The 19,856-nt window shown below is 69.7% G+C and carries 13 protein-coding genes and 1 pseudogene; 10 read left to right on the top strand and 4 right to left on the bottom strand.

From position 1 onward, the window contains the following. Nucleotides 1-57: 57 nt before the first annotated feature. A complete protein-coding gene (locus ABZS51_RS38485; protein ID WP_355452031.1) occupies nt 58-3,630 on the bottom strand; it encodes a DUF4082 domain-containing protein in 3,573 nt (1,190 codons plus the stop codon). A gap of 62 nt (nt 3,631-3,692) precedes the next feature. After that, the gene (locus ABZS51_RS38480; RefSeq protein WP_355452028.1) at nt 3,693-5,936 is read right to left on the bottom strand and encodes a hypothetical protein; all 2,244 of its coding nucleotides are present in this window, start codon (nt 5,934-5,936) and stop codon (nt 3,693-3,695) included. Between the two features lie 150 nt (nt 5,937-6,086). On the opposite strand from ABZS51_RS38480, the pseudogene ABZS51_RS38475 reads away from it, so the two are divergent. The 5 genes and pseudogenes from ABZS51_RS38475 to ABZS51_RS38455 all read left to right on the top strand — a co-directional run. Further along, nucleotides 6,087-6,533 (top strand): annotated as a pseudogene (locus tag ABZS51_RS38475) (hypothetical protein); the annotation flags it as partial. A 24-nt stretch (nt 6,534-6,557) separates the two neighbouring features. After that, entirely contained in the window at nt 6,558-7,379 is an 822-nt protein-coding gene (locus tag ABZS51_RS38470) for a class I SAM-dependent methyltransferase (RefSeq protein WP_355452034.1), read from the top strand. A 6-nt stretch (nt 7,380-7,385) separates the two neighbouring features. Then, nucleotides 7,386-8,516 (top strand): glycosyltransferase, encoded by a 1,131-nt coding sequence (locus ABZS51_RS38465; protein WP_355452025.1) that lies wholly within the window; start codon nt 7,386-7,388, stop codon nt 8,514-8,516. Between the two features lie 5 nt (nt 8,517-8,521). Further along, complete coding sequence (asnB, locus tag ABZS51_RS38460) at nt 8,522-10,411, top strand: asparagine synthase (glutamine-hydrolyzing) (RefSeq protein WP_355452022.1); 1,890 nt, start codon at nt 8,522-8,524, stop codon at nt 10,409-10,411. Further along, nucleotides 10,396-11,697, top strand: coding sequence for a polysaccharide biosynthesis C-terminal domain-containing protein (locus ABZS51_RS38455; protein ID WP_355452019.1), 1,302 nt, complete (start codon nt 10,396-10,398; stop codon nt 11,695-11,697). Before asnB ends, ABZS51_RS38455 begins: the two co-directional genes overlap by 16 nt. A 15-nt stretch (nt 11,698-11,712) precedes the next feature. Here ABZS51_RS38455 and ABZS51_RS38450 read toward each other — a convergent pair whose 3' ends face one another. Next, nucleotides 11,713-12,567 carry a methyltransferase domain-containing protein gene (locus tag ABZS51_RS38450; RefSeq protein WP_355452016.1) on the bottom strand — a complete coding sequence of 285 codons (855 nt, stop codon included), beginning with the start codon at nt 12,565-12,567 and terminating at the stop codon, nt 11,713-11,715. Next, complete coding sequence (locus ABZS51_RS38445; protein ID WP_355452013.1) at nt 12,567-13,805, bottom strand: hypothetical protein; 1,239 nt, start codon at nt 13,803-13,805, stop codon at nt 12,567-12,569. The genes ABZS51_RS38450 and ABZS51_RS38445 overlap by 1 nt, the downstream gene beginning before the upstream one ends. A gap of 402 nt (nt 13,806-14,207) precedes the next feature. On the opposite strand from ABZS51_RS38445, the gene ABZS51_RS38440 reads away from it, so the two are divergent. The 5 genes from ABZS51_RS38440 to ABZS51_RS38420 are packed head-to-tail and all read left to right on the top strand — an operon-like array spanning nt 14,208 to nt 19,802. Next, the gene (locus ABZS51_RS38440; RefSeq protein WP_355452010.1) at nt 14,208-15,362 is read left to right on the top strand and encodes a glycosyltransferase; all 1,155 of its coding nucleotides are present in this window, start codon (nt 14,208-14,210) and stop codon (nt 15,360-15,362) included. Nucleotides 15,363-15,366: 4 nt separating this feature from the next. Beyond that, nucleotides 15,367-16,377 (top strand): NAD-dependent epimerase/dehydratase family protein, encoded by a 1,011-nt coding sequence (locus tag ABZS51_RS38435; protein ID WP_355452007.1) that lies wholly within the window; start codon nt 15,367-15,369, stop codon nt 16,375-16,377. After that, on the top strand, nt 16,374-17,363 hold the full coding sequence (locus ABZS51_RS38430; protein ID WP_355452004.1) for an NAD-dependent epimerase/dehydratase family protein: 990 nt from the start codon (nt 16,374-16,376) through the stop codon (nt 17,361-17,363). Before ABZS51_RS38435 ends, ABZS51_RS38430 begins: the two co-directional genes overlap by 4 nt. After that, nucleotides 17,360-18,409 (top strand): MraY family glycosyltransferase, encoded by a 1,050-nt coding sequence (locus tag ABZS51_RS38425; protein ID WP_355452001.1) that lies wholly within the window; start codon nt 17,360-17,362, stop codon nt 18,407-18,409. The genes ABZS51_RS38430 and ABZS51_RS38425 overlap by 4 nt, the downstream gene beginning before the upstream one ends. Before the next feature lie 4 nt (nt 18,410-18,413). Further along, nucleotides 18,414-19,802 carry a polysaccharide biosynthesis tyrosine autokinase gene (locus ABZS51_RS38420; protein WP_355451998.1) on the top strand — a complete coding sequence of 463 codons (1,389 nt, stop codon included), beginning with the start codon at nt 18,414-18,416 and terminating at the stop codon, nt 19,800-19,802. Nucleotides 19,803-19,856 lie beyond the last annotated feature (54 nt).

Below are 19,856 nucleotides of genomic sequence, written 5' to 3'. Positions count from 1 at the left end.
CGTGACGATCCGATCGTCACGACGGAGCGGCGCCTCATGCGTGCGCGGCGGCCTGCGCTACGCGGCGTCGAACAGCACGTCGACCCAGTAGTTGGCCGACTGGAAGGTATTCGTCGGGAAGGTGTTCGTCCCGTTGTAGGCGTACACGCCGTTGCCTCCCTGCACGCCGTCCGCGACTGCGGTCAGCGGGCTGTTGATGTAGGGCGTCGTGAAGTACAACACGTTGTACGAGAACCTGCCCTGCGGCGCCAAGTACGACGCGATGTACGTCGTGTTCGCCGATATCGTGACCGGTGACGCGAAGAGTGCCTCCTGCCAGCCGGACGCCGACTCACCGGTGAAGGTGACGCTGGCGAGTTGGGCGCCGCCGGTCGTCCACAGTGTGCCCACGTGCGTGCCGGTGTTGAACGGGCCCTTGTAGAAGCGGATGCCCCTGATCGTCCCGGCCGTCGAGGACCTGAACTTGACGCCCAGGACGACCGAGGCGCTGCCGGGGTTGGACTGGACGGCGGGCACCGCCGTAGTGCTCCACAGAGTGGATGACGGCGCGAAGACCACGTCCACCCAGTAGTTCGTCGACTGGTACGTGTTGGACGGGAAGGTGTTCGTCCCGCTGTAGGCGTACACGCCGTTGCCGCCGACGGAGCCGCTGGCCGGAGCGGTCAGCGGGCTGTTCCGGTAGTCGGTGCCGAAGTACTGCAGGTCGTATGCGAACCCGCCCTGGGGCGCCAGGTATGAGGCGACGTACGTGGTGCCCGCGGTGACCCGGACCGGCGTGGCGAAGTTCACCTGTTGCCAGCCGGTCGTCGTCTCGTTGGTGAAGGTGGCGCTGGCGAGCTGGGTGCCGCCGGTCGTCCACAGCGTGCCGACGTGCGTGCCGGTGTTGAGCGGGCCCTTGTAGAAGCGGATGCCCTTGATGACGCCAGTCACGGACGGTTGGAACTTCACGCCGAGGACGACCGAGCTGGCGTCGTTGTGGGACTGGACGGCCGGGACGGTCGTGGCGCTCCACAGGTTCTTCTCCGGCTGGACCGTCGGCGAGAACACCACGTCGACGTAGTAGTTGATGGACTGATACGTGTTCGTCGGGAAAGTGGATGCGGCGCCGTAGGCGTACACGCTGTTCCCCCCGTCCGCACCGTTGGCCAGCGCGGTCAGAGGACCGCGCACCACTTCGGTGACGAAGAACGGGGTGTCTCCCGCGAATATGCCGGTCGGAGAGAAGTACGACGCGACATAGGTGGTGTTGGGATTCACCGTGACAGGGGTCGCGAAGGTCACCTCCTGCCAGCCGGACGCGGTCTCGTTCGTGAAGGTGGCCGTGGCCAGCCGGGTGCCACTCGCGTTCCACAGGTTGCCCACGTGCGTGCCGGTGTTGCCCGGCCCCTTGTAGAACCGCACACCGGTGATCGTCCCGGCGGTGGTGGTGCGGAATTTCACGCCCAGCTCCACCGATCCGCCACCGTTGAGCGAGTCGTTGGCGGGCGTGGTGCTCGCCGCGAAGACGGACGCGGTGACGGTGACGACGACCTCGTCGGGGTTGGCCTGGAGGTTTCCGCTGTCGTCCACCGCGCGCACCTGGATCGTGACCGGGCCGCTGGTGCCGGGTGTCCACGTGAGCTGCCAGCTCTCGCGTCCCGTCGCCTGGAACCACCTGGTACCGCCGTCGAAGGAGACCTCGACGCCGGCCACCACGCCGCCTCCGGCGTCGGCGGCCGTCCCCTGGACCGTGATGGGCGCCGTGTTCGACAGCGTGGCGCCGTTCGACGGGCTCGTGATCGCCGTGGTCGGGGCCGTGGTGTCCGTGGACGGGGTGGCCGGCACCAGGCCGGGTTGCGGGGTGACCGGCTGGGCGTGCATGTCGGCGAACAGGTTGACCGTCGCCTGCTGCATCGAGATGTTCGTGGGCGTTCCCGGCCGCTCGTGGTTGGCGTCGAGCCCCCACGACCACTGGATGGTTCCCGCGCTGAACACCAATGCGCCGCTCGGTGCCTTGTAGAGGGTGAGGCTGTGGGTCGCCGTGCCGGCGCCGTAGGTGCTGCCGTAGTCGAGCAGGTACTTCGTCGTGGTGGACAGCGTGGTCGACGACATCCGGGCGATGCCGGCGGGTGCGAACCCGTTGTCGGGCTCCTCGTCCCACTCGAAGCCGAGCGTTCCCGCCGGGAAGGTCGCGACTCCGCCTGGGGGCAGTGTCGCGACGGACGTGTTGCGCCAGAGCCGCATCGGCCCGTACGCGGCCGGCACCGTCATCGCGTCGTTCACCACGCCGTTGATCCGGAACAGAGTCCCGGTCAGGGCGTTCTCCGGTTGTCCGCCGTTCGACGGGGGGGAGAAGCGGGGATCTCGCCACGTTCCGGTCCACTGCGGACTCGGGTCGATCTTGGCGTTGGCGTGCGTCTCCTTGTAGCAGGTGAGCGTGCGGAACGGGGTGCCGGACCCGTCGATGCTGTTCTCCCACCTGGTCTTCCAGAACACCTCGTTGGCGGAGAAGAAGGCCAGGTTCACTCCGCTGTCGCGGGCGTTCTGGAAGTTCGTTCTCATGCTGTCCGACCAGTACTCATCGTGGCCGACCGACAGCAGGATCCGGTGCTCCAGCAGTTCCTGGGGCGTGCTGGCCACATCGATGCTGGAGGTGTAGCTGACATCGTAGGCGTTGGCCTCCAGCCACCTGATCATGGGATATTCCATGGAGAAGAACCAGGACTCGTTGCCGCCGGCGCAGCACTCGCAGCAGTTGGTCGTGAAGGGCCGGTTGTAGCTGACCTTGTAGGCACGCGCGGGGTTGCCGCTGCGCAGGTAGAGACTGCTGCCGCCGTAGCCGTTGTACGCCTGCCAGGTGGTGTCGGACGTCTTCATCAGCAGGTCGGACTGCCGGTCGTCGTCGCGCACGATGAAGATGATCTGGCTGGCGCCGGTCGTCCCGTCCGTGCGGACGAGCTTGGCGATGTAGACGCCCGAGACCGCCGAGGCCGGCACCGCCCAGGAGGCCGACACCGCCCAGTTGCCGCAGTCGATGAGGCCGACGGAGCCGTCGGTGATGCAGGCGGGCTGGGTCTGCGGCAGCGTGGCGGACGGGCTGACCGTGGCGATCAGCCGCGCCCCCATGCCGCCGTAGTAGCCGATACGGTAGATGTCGAGCCGGTAGGAGGTGGCGGCCGTGTTCACCTTGAACTGGACGGTCGCGCCGTGGTTGACGCTCATCTGCGTCGCGTAGCCCTGGATGTTGGAGTCGCCCGAGCCGGTGACGCCCCATTCGGTGGAGGGGTTACCCGGCAGGCTGTTCTCGATGCAGATGACGGACGACGGCGGGCAGGTCGCTCGCGCTCTCCTGCCCGCCGCCTGCCCACGCTGGCGGAAAGCACGTGGAGCGTTCGCAGGCGCCAAGGCGGTCTCGCCGCGCGGCGAGGCCGTTTCACGATGCGTCGAGGAGCGCCGGTGGCCCCTCGGCGCCTTCTCGCGCCGCTCGGGCTTCGGCGATCTGCTGTCAGCCGGCATTCCGGCGTCAGCGGTGCGGGCACCGGCCGGCGCCACGGCCGCATGGGCGGCGCGGGCGCCCGCCACCGGTCCCGAGCCCGCGCCTGACAGGCCCGCCAGGCACACCGCCCCGAGGCCGATGCAGGTCAGCGTCATCTTCAGGAGTAGTCGCGACCGCGCAGCGGTCGTCCGGTCGGCACTGGACACGTTGAGCCCGATCACTGTCGCGCTGTCTGAACGGCTGTCTGGTAGACCGCGTAGTCACCGGCGCGGTACCGGAACTGCGCGAAGTCGCCGAGCCGCGACGCCGTACCGGGCGCGCGCTCGTCGACCAGCAGCCAGCGAACTCCGTAGCGCTCGCGCAGAAGCCGCACGGCGGTGGCCGAGGGATGACGGAAGACGGCGTCGTTGGTCCGAAGCAGTTCCTCGTCCCAGAAGGGGTGGCTCAGCACCGGCACGCCGGGGATCTCGCGGGCGAGGTTCGTCGCCGTGTACGCCCACCCTTCGACCAGCACCCGCCGCTCCGTGAGCGCAGAGGCCCAGAACTGGCGGCTGTCGCACGGGCTCTCGTGGCCCCAGAGGCAGTGGGTGTTGACGGCGATCAGGTCGTCCGCTCCGGAGTGGTCGCGCAGCCAGCGCGCCGCCTCCAGCAGACCTTCCGGCACCAGGTCCGGAGCCGGCCGGGCCGCCCCGTGGAAGACGCTCTCGCCCACTCCTTGCCGGAGCAGGCTCACCCGGACCTGCCACGCGGCGGGGGCACCGGCCGCCATGACCATCACGAGCAGGAGCGACCACGCGCGGCGCCGGGTCCTGATCACCATCAGGGACGCGGCCCCCAGCGCGAAGACGCCCGCCAGCGCGATGTAGGGCATGTACAGGGGCAGATCGCTCCGGCCCGGCCCGAGCGGGACCACGGTCCCCGTCAGCAGGCGGACGAGGTGGACGGCGGCCATTCCGGCGGCGGCCGCGCCCGCCATCGCCCAGAGCGACGGGCGCTCCCGGCGGACGACGGTCAGGAGCCCGTGGGCCGCCAGTACGGCCATGCACGGGTAGGCGGACCAGATGAAGTAGCCCTCGTTCAGATGGGTGCTGCCAAGGAGGAGCCCGGCGGCCAGACCGGCTCCGCTCATGCCGGCCAGGAGCGTCGTGTCCGGCCGGAGCAGGGACAGCGGCTTGGACAGCAGCCCGAAGGTGCCGCACCAGGTGATGGCCCAGCCCGCGAGGAAGACCGCCGTCATGGCGGCCACCGACGGCCAGGCCGGCTCGGCCGTGACCCCGGTCAGCATCTGCCACGTCTTGCGCGCCAGCGCGAGTGGATCGACGGCCATGCCCTGGGTCGCCCTGCCGAACAGGACGTACTGCGCGTAGACCAAGCAGCAGGCGGCCATCCCCAGGGCGGCCAGCGCGGGCCGGGGCGAGCGTCGCCGGACGGCCTCGACCACGGCCACCAGAAGCAGGGCGGCCACGAGCGGCGGCAGGTACGACGCCTTGGCGCCCATCGTTATGGCGAGCAGGAGACCGAGCAGCAGCCAGTGCCCGGCGGTGCGGGCTCGGGGCTCGGTGAGCAGCTCCGTGAGGAGGAGCAGGACGAAGACCACGAGGAGCGCGCCGAAGGCCTGGGTGGGGCTGGCCCACACGATGTGCTGCACGCCGGTCCACAGCAGCAGTCCGTTGGCGTTGGCGTACAGGCTCGGCATCGCCACGAACAGCAGGCCGGCCACCGAGAGCCAGGCTCCGGCGCGGCTGCCGATGATCCGCTGCCCGAGCATGCCGGTCAGGACGACCGCCGCGACCAGCATGGGCAGGACGGCCAGCCGGTACGCCAGCACCAGCGGCTCGACCCCTGTCACCCAGCTCGCCGCGGCGAAGTGCGCGAACACGAACCAGTGGTAGGAGAGAGGCTCACCCGCGACGGTGGGGATCGCCGGCGGCACGTGGTGCCTCAACTCGCCGATCAACGACAGATGGAAGGGCATGTCGATGAACGACGTCCCGGCCTGCGGCCAGGTCATGGCATGCAGCCGGAAGAACGTGAGGGAGCTCCAGGCGAGCAGGTACGCCACGAACCCCGCGAGGGACCACGACCACCACAGCGGCGCCCGCGGACGGTCCGTGGCGCGCCAGTGCCGCCGTAGCCGGGGAACGGCGATGAAGGCGGCGTACGTGGCGACCGGCCAGACGAGGACGAGGAGCGGCTGTCCCAGGGCCCTGGCCGCGATGTAGACCGGCACCTCCACGGCGTAGCCGAGGGTCAGGCCGAGCGTGATCTCCTCCGCCTGCGTGTGCCTGCCGCCGTGCAGGGCCCTGACCAGCAGCGTCCCCGGGAGCACCAGGGCCAGGACGAGGTAGGCGGTGAAGACGGCGAGGTCTCGGGCGGAGACGCCGTAGAAGGTGAGCACGCTCGCGGTGAGCAGGGCTGCGAACGCGGCGGGAAGCAGGCCGGACGTCAGGAGGCGCCGCAACCATGATCGTCCGGATGGAGGTCCTTGTCGGGTGGCGGATTCGCCCGGTCCCGCGTCAGTTGCGGTTTCCCAAGGGCGCGTCGCGGGTTTGCGAAGCGGCAGGAGATTGGCCATGTCTGCCAGGCTGATCGCCTGACCACATTACGTACTATGGGACGCCCGGGCGCGAACGTAACCCTTGCCAGTCCTTTGTCCCGGCAAGGGTTACGTTTTCGCGTGATGCCGGTGAAGGCGCGGAGCGCGGCGTGGTGCCCAGCGCAGGATGCGCGGGCGCCGCCGCCGGCGCGACAGCGCTCGTGCGGCCTTCTCGTGGGTTTCCGCAGGTGTGGCGGCATGAGGTATTCGCTGAGACACGCCCGGCGCGGGTGCGTGTCGGGACGGTTACATTCCGTAGTATGGCTGTTCGTGATCGAGGTCGGCGTCTTCGCGCCGTCCTCGCCGCTCCACGAGATAGGCCGTCGAATGACTCCTTCACCACAAGCGTCTGGCGGCGGTGCGACCCTTTCCTGGTGCGATGCGCTGCGCTGTCCGCGCTGCCGTGGCACCCTCCGCGACAACGGCGAGCTCCACTGTGACTCGTGCGCGGTCGGTTATCCCGTCGACCGCGGGGTTCCGCGGTTCGTGCCCCGTGACAGCTACGCCGCGGGATTCGGATACCAGTGGAACCAGCACCGGCTGACGCAGCTCGACTCCCACTCCGGCGTGCCGATATCGCGCGACCGGTTGCTGGCCCAGAGCGGCTGGTCGGCCACGGAGCTGCGCGGCAAGAGCGTGCTCGAGTGCGGCAGCGGAGCCGGACGGTTCACCGAGGTCCTGTGCGGGATGGGTGCCGAGGTCACCTCGTTCGACATCTCCAGCGCGGTGCACGCCAACAACGCCACGAACAGCGGCTTTCCCAACCTGCGGCTCGTCCAGGCGAGCATCTACGAGATGCCGTTCCCGCAGCAGTCCTTCGACTACCTGCTGTGCTTCGGCGTCATCCAGCACACGCCGGACGTCGAGCGCAGCTTCAAGACCCTCTTCCGCTACCTGCGGCCGGGTGGCCGGTTCTGCATCGACGTCTATGCCGCCGGTGTTGCCTACCTGCACCCGCGCCACCTGCTGCGGCCCGTGACGAAGCGCCTGCCGCCCAAGACGCTGTACTCCTGGGTGAAGCGCACCGCTCCGCCGCTGCTGCCGCTGTCCACGGCACTCGGCGCCACCCCGCTGGTAGGGCCGTACCTCGCCCGGCTGATCCCGGTTGCCAACCATCAGCACCTCCCCCTGCCCAACAAGGCGACCCGGCGCGCCTGGTCGGTGCTCGACACCTTCGACTGGCTCGCGCCGCGGTACGAGAGCCCGCAACCCCGGAGGCGCCTCGAACGGTGGACCCGGGAGCTGGGCCTGCGCGAGGTCACGATCGAACGTCACCGCGGGCTCCATGTGGTCCGCGGTGTCAAGTAGGCCGGCGTGGCGAGCCTCCGGCGGGTCGTCCTCCTGATCAACGAGCTGGGCCTGGGCGGCACGGAGGCCCAGGTGTCCCTGTTGGCCGAAGGGTTGCTGGCGCGGGACATCGAAACGCACGTGATCGCCCTCCACAGAGGGGGGCCGTACGCCGACCGGTTGTGCCGGACCGGTGTCCACGTGCACGAGCTGGGCTTCGGCGCGATCGGGGCGAGCCCGGCGGCGCTGCTCGCCAACCTCCGGGCGGTCGTCCGCCTGGTGCGGCTGCTGCGCGGGCTCCGGCCGCAGGTGCTGCACGCCTTCCTGTACGCCAGCTACGTGCTGGGTGCGCCCGCGGCCCGGCTGGCACGGGTGCCCGTCGTCGTCGCCGGCCGCCGCAGCCAGAGCCTGTTCAAACGCGGACGCAGATGGGTCTTCGCGCTGGAGACACTGGCCACCCGGTTGACCCACCACGTGGTCGCCAACGCGACGGCCGTCGCCCAGGACGCCCGTGCGACGGAGCGCGTACCGGCCCGCAAGCTGAGCGTCATCCACAACGGGCTGCCCGACTCGGCGTTCGACCCGGTCGCGCCGGAGCACGTCGACACGCCGTTCCCGGTGCTCCTCTGCGTCGCCAACCTCCATCAGGCGAAGGGACACCGTTTCCTGCTCGAGGCGGCCGCGCTGCTGGGCAGGCGCGGGAGGCCTTGCACCCTCGTCCTCGTCGGAGACGGGCCTGAGCGCGCGGCCCTGGAGAAGCAGGCGGCCGACCTCGGCGTGGACGCCCGGTTCCACGGCTTCCGTCTCGACACCGCCCCACTGCTCCCGCGCGCCGACGCGGTAGTCATGCCCTCGCTCACGGAGGGCATGAGCAACGCGGTCATGGAGGCGATGGCCGCGGGCCGGCCCGTCGTCGCCACCGCGGTGGGCGGTACGCCGGAACTGCTGGGAGAGACGCGTGGCGTGCTTGTCCCCGCCTACGGCGCCCGTCCACTGGCGGACGCCGTCCTCGCGCTGCTCGACGACCCGGCTCGCGCCGCCTCGCTGGGAGCCGCGGCGCGGGACTGGGCGCGCGAGCACCTCGGCGTCGAGGCCATGGTCGGCCGGCATGTCGACCTGTACCAACGACTTCTCGCGGAGGACCGATGTGCGGAATAGCCGGAATGGTATCGACCCGACGTCCCGATCCGGAGCTCGTCCGCCGCATGTGCGGCGTGATCGTGCACCGGGGACCGGACGGCGAGGGCTTCTACGGCGATGAGCACGCGGCGCTCGGCATGCGGCGGCTGGCCATCATCGACGTCGAGACCGGTGATCAACCTGTCTACAGCGAGGACGGCAGCATCGTGGCCGTCTTCAACGGCGAGATCTACAACTTCGCCGAGCTGCGAGAGGAACTGCTGCGGCGCGGCCACCGGCTGAACACCACGGGAGACTCCGAGTGTCTCGTGCACCTCTACGAGGAGCACGGCGCCGACCTTGTCCACCGGCTGCGGGGCATGTTCGCCTTCGCCGTCTGGGACCGCGACAGGCAGCGGCTCGTGCTGGGCCGCGACCGGGTGGGCAAGAAGCCGCTCTACTGGCGGTCCGATCACGGCTCCATCTGGTTCGGCTCGGAACTCAAGTCGCTCGCCCAGGATCCGGGGATGCCCCGTGCGATCGACCCGGTCGCGCTGGATCACTACCTGACCTACCAGTACGTCCCCGCGCCGTCGTCCATCTACGAGGGCGTGCGCAAGCTCCCCCCGGGTCACGTGCTCGTCTGGGAGCGGGGTGAGGTCACGGTCAGCCGTTACTGGCAGCTCGACCGGGTGACGCGCCCGGTGCTGGACGTGCGGGAGGAGGAGGAGCGGCTGCGCGAGCTGCTCCTGGAGGCCACCCGCATCCGCATGGTCAGCGAGCGGCCCATCGGGGCGTTCCTGTCGGGTGGCATCGACTCCTCCGCGGTCGTGGCGGCCATGGCCATGCAGAGCAGCGAGCCGGTGAAGACGTTCTGCATCGGGTTCGACGACGACCGCTACGACGAGCGCCACAAGGCCCGGATGATCGCCGACCGGTACGGGACCAACCACCACGAGCTGATCGTCACGCCCAACCTGCTGGACGTGCTGCCACGGCTCGCCTGGCACTTCGACGAGCCCTTCGCTGACTCCTCCGCGATCCCCACGTTCTACGTGGCCCAGCTCAGTCGGCAGCACGTCACGGTCGCGCTCAACGGCGACGGCGGCGACGAGTGCTTCGGAGGCTACCAGCGCTACACGCTCATGAACCGGTCCAGGATGATTCCGGCCCTGCCGGCCCCGCTGGCATCGCTGGCCGGCCGGGCGGGCAGCCTGATCACGGAGCGCAGCGTGTACGGCTCGCGGACCAGGAGGCTGGGCCGGTTGCTGCAGTTCGCAGCGACGCCCCCCGCTCGCCGCTATCCGCATCTCATGTCGTGCTTCACACCGGAGCAGAAGGCGCGCATCTACAGCCCCGAGCTCCTGTGCCGCCTGGCCGGCATCGACAGCTACGGGCTGATGGACGAGGCGTTCCAGGGGTCCTCGGCCGACACCGAGCTGGGCCGGACCCTGGACGTCGACACCCTTACTTACCTGCCGGGCGACCTGCTGGTCAAGGTGGACATCACGACGATGGCCAACTCGCTGGAGGCCCGCTCGCCGTTCCTCGACCACCACCTGATGGAGTGGGCGGCGGGGCTCCCGGCCGGGCTCAACGTGCGCGGCAGCCAGACCAAGGTCCTGCTGAAGCGGGCGGTCGCCCCGTGGCTGCCGTACGAGCTGCTCACCTATCCGAAGCAGGGCTTCGGAGTGCCGCTCGCCGCGTGGCTGCGCGGCGAGCTGCGGGAACTGGCATACGACGTGCTCACCGACGACACCGCCCGCGGAAGGGGCATGTTCCGGCCACGAGCGGTGCGTGACCTGCTGCGGCGGCACATGGAGGGCGCCGACCACGGCAGCCGGCTGTGGACGCTGTTGCAGTTCGAGCTGTGGCACCGGGCCCACGCGCCCTCCGCGGCCGTCCCGGCGGAGGCGGGATGCCCAGCGCCGTAGCCGGGAGCGTGACCGCCGTCCGCATCGTGCAGACGACGGTCACCCAGGCGCTGCGCCTGGCGCTCTCGGCCGCGGCCACCATCCTCATCGCCCGGACCCTCCAGCCGGAGGGGCGGGGCGCCTACGCGATGATCACCACCACCGCGACGATCGCGATCGTCGCGGGCCACCTGTCGATGAACAAGTCGCAGATCGCCATGTGGCACAAGCCGGCGCTTCATCGGTTCCTGGCGGCCAACGGCCTCGTCATGGGGATCATCCTGGGTGCGCTGTCCGCCCTGTGCACCTTCCAGGTCGTGGTCGCGTTCGGGCTTCCGGTGTCGGAGCTACTGCTCGTGACGCTGCTTGCGGTGCCCTTCGGCGTGGCCTCGATCAACCTGGCCGGCATCGCGCTCTTGCAGTTCCGCACCGGCCTGGCCAACCGGTCGGTCGTCGCCTCGGCGCTCGCCCTCGCCCTTCCGGTGGCGACGCTGGCGGTCATGAACCGGCTGACCCTGACCGGGGCGGTGATCGCCTGGACAGTCTCGACGATGGTGCCGTCGGTGCTCTTCGTCCGGTCCCTCGGCCTCGCGGGGATGCAGGGGAAGGCGTCGCTCGCCTGGCGGCAGCTCGGCCTGTCGAGCCGCTACCACATCGGGCTGCTGGCGCAGCATCTCCTGCTCAACGTGGACATCTTCCTGCTGAACGCGCTCATCTCACCCGCGGAGGTGGGCCTGTACGCCGTCGCGGGCGCTTTCATGGCCCTCGCGTGGGTGCCGACGGACGCGATCACGCAGGTGACGCTGCACCGCCAGGCGGTGGAGGACGAGCCGGACGCCAGCCGCGTCACCGCCCGCGCGCTCCGCTTCAACCTGCTGCTGTCAAGCCTGGCCATCGCCGGGCTGGCGATAGCCTCTCCTGTGCTGATCCCGCTCCTGTACGGCCCCGCGTACGCAGGCAGTGTGGCGCCGCTGCTGCTGCTGGCCCCCGGCGCAGTCGCGCTGTCGCTGGCCAGACCGGCCGAGCAGTTCCTCGTGCGGCTCGGCCGCCCGCTCACCATGGCGCTGATCCCGGTTGTCGCGCTGGCGGGCAATGTGGCGATGAACGTCGTGCTGGTCCCACGGTGGGGGGCGTCGGGGGCGGCGGTCTCCGCGTCCGTCAGCTATGCGGTGGTGGCGGGGACCAAGGTCGCCTGGTTCGCCAGGGCATCCGGAGCGGGATGGCGGGAGCTGCTCCCGCAGGCGTCTGACCTGCGGGCAGCGGCCGCGCTGCTGCCGTTGCCCGGCCGCGCCGCCCCGAAGCCCTGACGAGTCACCAGGCGGTCAGCCGCGAGGCGCGGTCAGGACGTACTCGTTGCACCCAAGGGCGCCCCGGCACGTCTTGAGATGGCGGAGCGTGAAGCCGCGCTCGTACAGGAACGAGAAGACGGCTTCGGGCGAGGCCACCTCGAACGGGAAGCCGCCGATCCAGTCGACCAAGTCGTGCCGGGCCGACATCCCACGCGGCCGGGCACGACCCGGGGTGTCGCCGGACATCACCTTGACCACGGCCGCGGTCGTGCCCCGGGCCCCGAAGTACACGCTACCCGCGGCGACGAGCGCCCGCCTGGTCAGCGGTCCCGAGTGCACGTAACGCCGCTTCACCCGCCACCACAGCCGGCTGGCCGGGCCCTGGTCGTTGTAGATGGAGATGAACAGCGATCCGCCAGGCGCGGCGAGCGCGGAGGCGGCCTCGATCGCCTGCCACATGGCGCCTGTGTGGTGCAGCACCCCCCAGGAATAGACGATGTCGAACACACCCAGCCCGCGCGTGTAGTCGCCGTCGAGGATGGATCCCTGCTCGACAGTCCAGTCGGCGCCGGGGGCAAAGGTGTCGCGCAGCCGGGCGCACGCGGCGACCGAGCTCGGATCGTAGTCGAAGGAGTGGACGCGGGCCCCGAGGCGGCTTGCGGCGAGCGAGAACAGGCCGCTGCCGCATCCGATGTCCAGGAACGTGCGCCTCCGGAGGTCGGTGAGTCCGAGCGCACCGGTCAGCGATGCCTCCGCCTGCGCGACGCGTCGCTCGTCGACCAGCTCGACGAAGTCCAGCCAGTTGTCGCCGAAGGCGAAGCGGTCACGCGGGTCCGCGACGCGGCCTGTAATGTCCCCGGTCTGATGGCCGGGCATGTCGGTGTGCATCAAGTGACTCCAATCGTGGGTGAGGTGTCGGCCACCGCCTGCGGTGTCCCGGCCGACCGGTTCTGCTGGGCGAGGCTCCTGGTCCAGGCGAGTGCCGCGAGTAGGCTCACCACCATGACGATGGGCATCCGCTGCCGAAAGATCAGCCCGATGTTGGCCATGCTGGTGGCGTAGACGACGGTGCTCGGGATGATGAAGAGGAGGAGAACCAGCGTGGTCCTCCTGTCCTGGCGCCAGAGCCGGGGGAGCCCCCGGCCGGCGCTGTAGAGCACGTAGTACCAGAGCAGCACGTCGATCTTCCCCAGCTGCAGCGTGAGGCTGCCCGGAGTCCAGGGGAACGGCGCGAGCAGGGTGTAGAGCACCTTGACGTGGAGGGACTCCCACGCGCTGCCGCCGTCGGCGAAGTGGATGCCAGAGTTGGCCAGCGCGTTGGCGTTGCGGATGGCGGCTGACTGGCCGTACTCGAGTTGGGCTTGCATCGTCTCCAGCGGCGTGAGGAAGAACGCCGGGGCCGCCAGGAGAAGAACGGCGACGATGCCCGCGGCCGGCACGGACATCCCGCGCCTGGCGATCAGCACGCCCAGCACCAGCGGCACCGCGCACATGAACACCATGTACGGCCGCACGTGCCAGAGCGCCCACAGCAGCGGGCCGAGCGCGACGAGCTTGCGCACGTCGAAGCGCTTGACACAGGACAATCCGAGCCCGAGACAGGCCAGGACGAGGAAGGCGTTGAAGCCGTCCTTGAACATGTCGGAGGTGTGCACCAGGAACGCGGGCATGAAGGCGGTCAGGACCAGCAGCTTGAACGCCGCCCGCTCGTCGACGCCGATCAACCGGGCGATCCGGTAGAGGACCACGCACAGTCCGCACGCCAGCAGGGCGACGACAGCCGTGCACGCCAGCGGCGCCGGTCCCTGGCATAGATAGACGACGAGTGCGAACACCTGGCATGGCACGGTGACCGCGCTCAGCCCGCTGATCTGGTCGGAGGTGACGTATTGGAAGCCCTCCCGCTGCCAGTAGTCGACGATCTCCAGGGCCTTGAGCTCGTAGTAGATATTGTCGCCGCCGTAGTCCAGGATGCCGCCGCGTATCACCACGAGGTGCGCGATGAGCCGGGCGATGAACGCGAGCACCAGCACCGGGAGCGCACGCCCCGTCACTGAGGTGTCGAGGCTCGACTTGACGATGAGGACGAGCGCTACCGCGGCGCCGGCGACGATGAGATATTCCACGGAGAGGCCACCTTCGGTTCGCTCGGGATCGGGTCGGGCCGGGCTGCCGAGCCGGCGGCTGACGAGCGGACTGTGTGACGGCGACGCTAGCGCGCGAGTCGTGCCGGCAGCGCCCCGGAAGGTGCCCGTGGAGCGTCGCTTACCTCCACTTGCGGATGATTTTCCAGTGTCCTATGTCGCAAATCCGCTGAACCTCTGCAACAGCCACTGGCGCCACCGTTTCCCGGCGAATTGGTGCACCCGGGAACATGCACGATCACGCGCAGGTAGGGAGCGGGGAAACATTTCACCACCACCGCGACGCCGTTCGTGGAACAACCCCATTTCATCGTTAGCTTCTCGGACGTGAATGAGGCCCATCACGGAGGAGCCCGCATGAAACCGGACAGTCGGATTCGCGTCATGGAAATCATTGCCCGGTTGAATGTCGGCGGACCCGCGACGCAGGTGACAGGGCTGGCCGAGCGGCTGAATCCGGCCGAGTTCGACCACCGTCTCTATACCGGTCAGGTCGACGCCGCGGAAGGCGACCATCTGGACCTCAAGGACTCCGTGGTGCCCGTGCACCGGGTGCCGGGCCTGGGCAGGTCCGTCAGGCCGTGGGACGACTACCGGGCGCTGGCCCGGCTCACGGCGGCCATGCGGGAGTTCCGCCCGCACGTCGTACACACCCGCACCGCCAAGGCCGGCGCGCTCGGCCGGGTGGCCGTGAGCCTTTCGGGCGTGCGGGCGGCCCGGGTGCACGTCTTCCACGGACACCTGCTCGACGGCTACTTCTCGCCGCTGAAAAGGTCAGTCTACGTCCGCTCCGAGCGTTGGCTGGCGGCGATGTCGGACCGGCTGGTGACCGTCGGGGCCCAGGTCCGCGACGACCTGCTCGCCGCCGGGATCGGCCGTCCCGAGCAGTACACGGTCATCCCGCCCGGAGTGCGGCTCGGCCCATGTCCCGACCACGCGTCCGCTCGGCGAGCGCTGAATCTCCCGCTGGACGTCCCGGTCGTCGCTTATGTTGGCCGGCTCACCAGGATCAAGCGGCCCGACCGGTTCGTCGCGGTCGCCAGGGAAGTGCTCCAGGCGATGCCCGGGTGCCGCTTCCTCGTCTGCGGTGGCGGTGAGCTGCAGGATCAGCTCGAACGCGGCCTAGGCCCAGTGCGTGGCTCTTTCCACCTGCTCGGCTGGCGCCATGACGTCGAGACCGTTTACTCGGCCGCCGACCTGGTGCTGCTGACCTCCGACAACGAGGGCACGCCGCTGTCGCTCATCGAGGCCGGCATGGCCGGCACCCCCGTCGTCTCCACCGCCGTGGGCAGTGTGGCCGAGGTCGTCCAGCACGGGCGGACCGGGCTGCTCGCCCCGGCCGAGGCGCCGAAGCTAACCGAGCACACCCTGCGGCTGCTGTCGGATCCGGGGCTCGCCCACCGCATGGGGGAGGCGGCGCGCCAGTGGACGGGCAAGGCGTTCGCCGTCGAGCGCCTCGTCTCCGACACCGAGGCCCTCTACCGCTCCCTGGGCGCGGCCCGGGGACGTCCCGCCGCTATCGCCGTCACGGGGGAATGAGCAGATGAGAGTCCTCGTCACAGGAGGCGCCGGTTTCATCGGCGCCAACCTCTGCCGGGCGTTGACCGCCCGGCCTGAAATCGAAGCCGTCACCGTCCTCGACGACCTGAGCACAGGTGACCTCGCCAACGTCGCAGGCGTCGACGTGAACATGGTGAAGGGCAGCATCCTCGAGCGCGGCCTCGTCGCCGAGCTCGTCCAGGACGCCACGACAGTCGTCCACCTCGCGGCCCGTCCCTCCGTGCCGCGATCGCTGGAGGACCCCGTGGCCTCCCATACCGTGAACGCGACGGGGACGCTCACCGTGCTAGACGCCTGCCGCACGGGCATGAAGCACGTGATCGTCGCGTCCTCGTCCTCCGTGTACGGCCAGAGCGACGCGCCGTGCAAGCACGAGGACCTGCCGACCCGGCCGCTCAGCCCATACGGCGCCAGCAAGCTCGCCACCGAGGCGTACACCATCGCCTACGCCGCGAGCTTCGGCTTGCCGGTCCTGCCGTTCCGCTTCTTCAACGTGTACGGCCCCTTGCAGGCGGCCGGCCACGCCTACGCCGCGGTCGTCCCCGCCTTCGTCTCGGCGGCGTTGGCGGGACAGCCGCTGCCCATCCACGGCGACGGGCAGCAGGCACGCGACTTCACCTTCGTCGGCTCGGTCACGGACGTGCTCGTGGAGGCCGCCGTCCGCCAGGTGACCAGCACGCGACCGGTGAACCTCGCGTTCGGGTCACGCATCACCCTGCTGCGACTGCGTGACGCCCTGAGCGACGTGCTGGGGAAACCACTGGAGCACGAGTCCCTGCCCGCCCGCAGGGGCGACATCCGGGAGTCCCAGGCCTCGGCGGGCCTGCTGCGCGAACTGTTCCCCCGGGTGTGCCCGGTACCGCTGGAGGACGGGCTGCGCAGAACGGTGGAGTGGTTCGAGAGAGCGATCTCCCATGAGCCCGCCGTGTCGCCCGATCTTCGCTTCCCCCCGGCAACGAACTCATCCACGCACGTGACTAGGGGAAGCCTGTGAGCACAGCAGCCAAGAGCACCTATCTGATAACGGGTGGGAGCGGATTCGTCGGATCCCACCTGGCCGACGCGTTGCTCGCCCGGGGTGACCACGTCGTGGCCCTGGACAATCTGTCCACCGGCCGCCGCGAGAACCTCCGGCCCCATCCGAACCTCCGCTTCGTACAGGGCTCCGTCCTCGACGAGCTGGTGATCGACGAACTGGTCCACCAGTGTGACGTGGTGGTCCACCTCGCCGCGGCCGTCGGCGTCAAGCTCATCGTCGAGCAGCCGCTGCGCTGCCTGACGACCAACATCCGCGGCTCGGAGATCGTCATCGAGGCCGCGCACCGGTACCGCAAGAAGATCCTCATCACCAGCACGAGTGAGATCTACGGCAAGAACTCCTCGGGGCCGCTGCGTGAGGACGCCGACCGCATCCTCGGCTCCCCGGCCGTGGTCCGCTGGGCCTACAGCACGGCGAAGGCCGTGGACGAGATTCTCGCCAACGCCTATCACCGCGAGCGTGGGCTGCCGACCATCGTCGTCCGGCTGTTCAACACCGTGGGCCCGCGGCAGAGTCCCGCGTACGGCATGGTCATCCCCCGGCTGGTCGAGCAGGCCGTCACCGGCCGTCCGCTGACGGTCTTCGGCGACGGCCTCCAGACCCGTTGCTTCGCCCACGTGATCGACATCGTGGACGCGCTGCTGCGACTGCTCGACCTGGAGAACGCCGTCGGGCAGACCTTCAACATCGGCTCGTCGGCCGAGGTGAGCATCCTGGAGCTGGCCAAGGCTGTCATCGACCACACCGGATCCACCTCGGCGATCAAGATGATCCCCTACGACGAGGCGTATCGACAGGGCTTCGAGGACATGGTGCGTCGCGTGCCGGACACCACCCGGCTGCGCGAGCTCACCGGCTGGACGCCCCTGCGCAACCTCGACGAGATTCTGTCCGAGGTGGTCAAGGACACCCGCGGCCGTCTGGCGGCGTCCGTCTGGTGAACACGACACCCATCCTCGCCGCGGCCGTCGCCGCGTTCCTGATCAGCTGCTCGGCGGTCTTTCCGCTGCGGCGGCTGGCTCTGCGCTGGGACCTGACCGATCGGCCGGGGGCGAACAAGGCGCACGCCCGTCCGACCCCGTACCTGGGCGGGGTCGCCATCGCGGTCGGCGCGCTCGCCCCTGCCGCCGCGCTGGCCGCCGTGGACGGCGTGATGGACTACCGCGTCACCGCCATCATGCTGGGCGCGGCGGCGGTTGCCCTGGTGGGGCTGATCGACGACATCAGGCCGCTGCGGCCCGTCACCCGGCTGATCGTGGAGTCCGCGGCCGCGACCGGCGTCGTGCTGTCCGGAGTCCACGTCACGCTGTTCGGCGGCTGGGTTGATGTCATGGTCACGGTGATGTGGATCGTCGTCATGACCAACTCCTTCAACCTGCTCGACAACATGGATGGGGCGCTCGGCGCTGTCACGACCTGCACCGCTGGATGTCTGGCCGCGGTGGCGTTCGCACGCGGACACATGCCGCTGGGCCTGCTCCTGACCGCTCTGGCCTGCGCGGGACTCGGGTTCCTGCCGCACAACTGGGCGCCCGCGCGGATCTTCATGGGCGACTCCGGCTCCCTGTTCATCGGCTTCGGGCTCACCTGCTCGGCGGTCATGCTCGTGATGGGCCAGGGCGCCGGCGTCGTGATATCGGGGCTGCTCCTGCCGACCTTCGTCGCAACCGTAGACACCGGCGTCGTCTTCCTGTCACGCCTGCGTGCCGGACGGTCACCGCTGAGCGGCGGCACCGACCACGTTTCGCACCGGCTGTGCCGCAGGGGCGTGCGGCCGCGAGGGGCCGCCACGGTCCTGGGGCTCGCCGCCGCGTTCTCGGGCGCCCTCTGCCTCGCCATGACGCTGGGCATGCTGCCGTCGCTCGTCACGGCCCTGCTCGCGAGCGGCTCCGCTGTCGCGCTCGTCGGCATGCTCCAAGGCGTCAGCATCTACCTGCCGGTCGAACACTTCCGACACTCTCCGAGAATCCGCGAAAGGCGGCGGTGATCCCGTGAATTTGCTGTATTGCACCCGGCTGGCGCGCAGGAACTGGCTGCTCCTCGTCCTCGCCCTGATCATAGGCGGAACCGCGGCCGTCACGGTCACCGAGCACACCCCGCCCAGATACGCCGCCACGATAACCATGCTGGTCTCGGCGCACGACAAGGAGACCACCACGGCAACGGCCTACCAGGCCGTCCTGCTGTCACAGCAGCGCGTGAAGTCGTACGCGAACCTGCTCACCAGCCGCCGGCTCGTCGGCCAGATCGCGAGTGCCGGGAGCACGGAGAGCGACATCGACCGCCTGCGGGACAACATCACCGCCGAGGCCGTGCCCGACACCGTGCTGCTGCGTGCGACCGTCGTCGACGGTGACCCGAAGCAGGCGGCACGCATGGCCAACGCCCTTGGCGAGAGGTTCGCCGACCTCATCGACGTGATCGAGCGGCCGTTTCCGCGCAAGCGTCCGACGGTCAAGGTCACGGTGGTGGACCCGGCCAGGGTGCCCGAGATGCCCGTGAGTCCGCGCCCTTTGATCAACCTGGCGGTCGGCCTGATCATCGCGCTGCTGGTGGCGATGGGCACGTTGGCGCTGCGCGACCGCCTCGACACGACCGTGAAGACCTCCGAGGCGCTGCGGGAGGCGTCGCAGAGGCCCACGCTCGGGATCATCGCCTACGAGAGGAGCGCCAAGAACCACCCGCTGATCGTACGCCGCAAGGGAGGCTCGTCACGGGCGGAGGCGTTCCGGTCGCTGCGTACCAACCTGCAGTTCATCGGCGTGGACCGGCAGCCCAAATCGTTGGTGGTGACGAGTTGCCTGCCCAACGAGGGCAAGTCGTCCACCTCCTCCAACCTCGCTATCGCCCTCGCCCAAGCCGGCTGGCGGGTCCTGCTCGTGGACGGCGACCTGCGCCGGCCCCGGCTGCCCGACTACTTCGGGATCGAGGGCGGTATCGGCCTGACCGACGTGCTCATCGGCAAGGTCAGCCTGCAGAGCGTCATCCAGACGTGGGGCGAGTCGCGGCTGTTCGTGCTGCCGTGTGGCCAGATCCCGCCGAACCCGAGTGAGCTGCTCGGCTCCGGCGGCATGCGGCAGCTCCTGGCCGAGCTCACCGCGGACTACGACATCGTGATCATCGACGCGCCGCCGCTGCTGCCCGTCACCGACGCGGCCACGCTGTCCGCCCTGTGCGACGGGACCATCCTGGTGGCCCGGCACGGCCGGACCCGGCATGAGCACATCGTGCGCGGCACCGAGCTGCTGTCCAGGGTCAATGCCCGCGTCGTCGGCACGGTGCTCAACTTCATACCGGCCAAGGCCGGTCGCTATGACGGCTACGGGTACAAGTACGAGTCCCCGGCGGAGACCGAGGTCAACACGCCGATTGGTGTGTGAGCAGCCGCAGCGGGACCGCCAGCGCCTCGGCGATCCGGCGTCCCGCGGCCCGGT

The sequence above is a fragment of the Nonomuraea sp. NPDC005501 genome (assembly GCF_040605905.1).
In the GTDB taxonomy this organism is placed as follows: Bacteria; Actinomycetota; Actinomycetes; order Streptosporangiales; family Streptosporangiaceae; genus Nonomuraea.
Note: the sequence above shows the minus strand (reverse complement) of the source record. Positions and strands in the feature narration are given on the sequence as shown.

Excerpts from the sequence above, each read along its gene's own strand:
- ABZS51_RS38485 (WP_355452031.1), bottom strand. The coding sequence starts at position 3,630 with ATGACGCTGACCTGCATCGGCCTCGGGGCGGTGTGCCTGGCGGGCCTG.
- ABZS51_RS38440 (WP_355452010.1), top strand. The coding sequence starts at position 14,208 with ATGGAAATCATTGCCCGGTTGAATGTCGGCGGACCCGCGACGCAGGTG.
- ABZS51_RS38450 (WP_355452016.1), bottom strand. The coding sequence starts at position 12,567 with ATGCACACCGACATGCCCGGCCATCAGACCGGGGACATTACAGGCCGC.
- ABZS51_RS38455 (WP_355452019.1), top strand. The coding sequence starts at position 10,396 with ATGCCCAGCGCCGTAGCCGGGAGCGTGACCGCCGTCCGCATCGTGCAG.
- ABZS51_RS38435 (WP_355452007.1), top strand. The coding sequence starts at position 15,367 with ATGAGAGTCCTCGTCACAGGAGGCGCCGGTTTCATCGGCGCCAACCTC.
- asnB (WP_355452022.1), top strand. The coding sequence starts at position 8,522 with ATGGTATCGACCCGACGTCCCGATCCGGAGCTCGTCCGCCGCATGTGC.